This window comes from Porcipelethomonas sp., from assembly GCF_051893655.1.
Classification (GTDB): domain Bacteria; phylum Bacillota; class Clostridia; order Oscillospirales; family Ruminococcaceae; genus Porcipelethomonas.
In genome coordinates this window covers 5,880-8,869 of the sequence record NZ_JBJFHN010000105.1, presented here as the reverse complement: position 1 = coordinate 8,869, position 2,990 = coordinate 5,880, and the positions used below count along the sequence as shown (strand labels likewise).

Here is a 2,990-nt window from a genome sequence, read left to right as displayed (position 1 = left end):
CAAATGCACATCTTTTAATACTCGTTACACCGTCCGGAATCATTATGCTTTCAAGGCTTGTACAGAGGGAAAATGCATCATCTTCTATACTCGTTACAGGCAAACCATCAATTTCGTCAGGAATTTCAACAGATACAGTTGATTCATCGCAATCGGTTATTTCAACATAATTCGTGTAAGCAGTATAACTCAAATCCCCGTAAGTACCAGTAGTTTCCGCCTCAGCAATTAAAGGCTCGTTCACAAGATGAATTCTGCTTGTCAGCTCAGATAAGCCGCCGCCAAGACACATCGCAGCCATTACCGCAGATGTGACAAAACTTATAAATCGTTTTTTCTTCATTCGTGTTTCCTCCATTTAAATTCTGATAGTATAATTTTACCATATTATTTTTAAGAAGTCAAATTATTGTCATTTTCATAAGTCTTTTCATAAATCTGTCGCAAGGATACACTGAATTCAGACAAGGTTAAGTTTTAAGGTACATTAATGGTGCAGCCTGCTTTACTCCTATTTCAGATGGATAATATAACTATTTACATAGCTGCAACAAGTCCGAATAACGAAAACAGGCTGCTCATGTCTGAGAGCGACCTGTTTTTTTAAGAATATCTAAGTAGAAATAACTAATTGGTTACTGTCATTACTTTTTACATCAAACTGTATCTGATAAGCAATAAAAATGGGATTATGACTAATATTGCACCCATGGGTATTTTAAATGAAACTTCGTTTTTAACATTTTCCGGTGACATGATTACTGTCGGATCTTCGGAAGAGTAATATATCTCTATTTGCTCACCAGCAGAATCATATATATTCGCTTCTTTAATTATGGCATCATATTTCCTGCCATCAGCCATATACGTTACATACACATCACGCTCATTATGGTGATTACCGTCTCCGTCAGAGACTTCATATTCATGCACATCTGTTATTTCAGCAATTGTCTTATTTCCCTGCTCGGTAATCTCTCTGGCATATTTTATATTCTTATAACTAACAAACAGAAGATTCAGACCGAGTACCCAGAAAATCAAATAAAATACACAAATCCCAAAACTACTTTTATGGCGTGCAACTTTTTTATCCTCATCAGCAGTCTGGCAGACTGATTCATCTGAATCGACACTTTTTTTAGCTCTGTGCCTTTTTATTTTCCTGATTACTACATGCACCAAAGTTAACGAACTTAAAATGAGCAGAAGAATATATATTTTTCTCTCCATTTGATTATCTCCCGAATACTAAAACTGAAAAGTATTACCGTCAAGTTTAACCGGTTTACGTTCCGGCTGTGAAGTTTCCAGCAGTTCTTTCTTTTTAAAACCGAAAATACCTGCCGCAATGGATTTTGGGAATACCTGAACAGCAGTATTATACTTTGTTACAGTATCGTTATAAAACTGCCGTGCCATTACAATTTTATTTTCAGTTTCCGAAAGTTCTTCCTGCAGCTTTAAAAAGTTCGTATTTGCTTTCAGTTCCGGATAGCTTTCTCCAAGTGCAAGCACCTTTGAACAAACCCTGCCAAGCTTTGCATCAGCTGTGCAGGCTTCACTTGTATTTCCGGAATTCATGACCTTGCTTCTGAGTTCTGCAATATCGGTCAGGGTCGATTTTTCAAATTTAGCATACCCTTTTACCGTTTCAATCAGATTAGGGATAAGTTCTGCCCTGCGTTTCAGTTGTACATCTACCTGTGCAGACTGATTGTCCACTCTGTTTCTGAGCACTACCAGACTGTTATACTCCACAGCCAGCATCACAGCGAAAAAAACAATAACCGCAATTACAATTATAAATACTATCATAAAACTTCTCTCCTTGTTCTTGAAATTTCATTTACTATTTCTTCATTTTCTTCCAGCACAACCGCATACACAAGATAGTCTTCCCAGAGGACAACCTGACGTCTGTCAGCCTCACTTAAATTAGAATAATCATGGATAAAATTCTTCATTCCGTATATGCACTCTGCCATCTGATTGCCATAGTCTGTACGTTTTATTGGTTTGTTATTTTTCATTATTATCCTTCCCACACGGGAGGCTGACAGCACAAATGCAATCATAAACATGAGATAAATGAACATTAATAGTACTTCTATGCATCCAGGTATAAGCTTATTCTCACTGAGAAATTTCATCTGTTCTGCCAGGCTTGCATTTTCCGGAGCGGTGTCAAGAACATCGGTTAAATTCATCAATCTTGGTATTGCAGTTCCCACCCACAAAAACCAGAACAGAACCACCGCCAACGGCAAAAGACAGCCTTTCCGGGTATTGGCTTTTTCCTCAGCGGAGCGTTTTCTCTTATTTGCCCTCGGTCTGTATGCAAGAATGAATATTGCAGATATAAATAATGCTATGGCCTCGGCATACGCAAGCGGCACTTTCGGCTGTTCATACAGAAAAAGCAGCAGATCACTTCTTTCCACAGCAGCAGACTGAATAAGCGGCTGAATCTCTGCCATTCTCGGGTATGCGTTCAAAAGCCAGAACACCCAGACGATTCCAAGCAATATCTGAACAAAACGCCATTTTATTGAAACAGCTTTCTTCTGCGGCTGCTGATTTGCTGTAACTTCCGACTGCTTCGGTCTTTGTATTATTTTTTTGGAAACATACCCTTCTGAAACAGCCTCCTCCATAACCAGCTGTTTCCACTGCGTATCATTCTCCCAGTCAAAATCGCCTTTTTCCAGATGCTCTATTAAATAGCGGTCACTTTCATTCAGGTCAGCACAGCTATAGTATTTATTTGTGGCATGGTATGTATGGTCAGCGTCCTCTGTTAAGAGTCCAAGATTTTCATACTGCAAAATCGACGCAGCCACGTCCTTTTTCTGTTCTGTCTCCAGATCTGTCAGAATGCTGATTACCGCCGGTGACAAACCTGTCAGCTTATCACGGTAATAGTCAAAATCCTGTATACTTGTAATGGTGCAGTTCTGTATCGTTGTTTTTATCTGGGTTCTGATAAT

General features: G+C 38.9%; 4 protein-coding genes. All 4 read right to left on the bottom strand.

Going from position 1 to position 2,990, the window contains the following annotated elements; all coding sequences use genetic code 11:
- On the bottom strand, window positions 1-343 hold a 343-nt coding region (locus tag ACI4WO_RS06215; protein WP_439806696.1), incomplete at its 3' end, for a leucine-rich repeat protein.
- 308 nt (window positions 344-651) lie between these two features.
- Window positions 652-1,233, bottom strand: coding sequence for a hypothetical protein (locus tag ACI4WO_RS06210; protein ID WP_439806695.1), 582 nt, complete (start codon window positions 1,231-1,233; stop codon window positions 652-654).
- Window positions 1,234-1,251: 18 nt separating this feature from the next.
- Window positions 1,252-1,818 (bottom strand): LemA family protein, encoded by a 567-nt coding sequence (locus tag ACI4WO_RS06205; RefSeq protein WP_439806694.1) that lies wholly within the window; start codon window positions 1,816-1,818, stop codon window positions 1,252-1,254.
- Window positions 1,815-2,990: DUF2207 family protein (locus tag ACI4WO_RS06200; RefSeq protein WP_439806693.1), on the bottom strand; the 1,176-nt coding region annotated here is incomplete at its 5' end. The genes ACI4WO_RS06205 and ACI4WO_RS06200, both read right to left, overlap by 4 nt.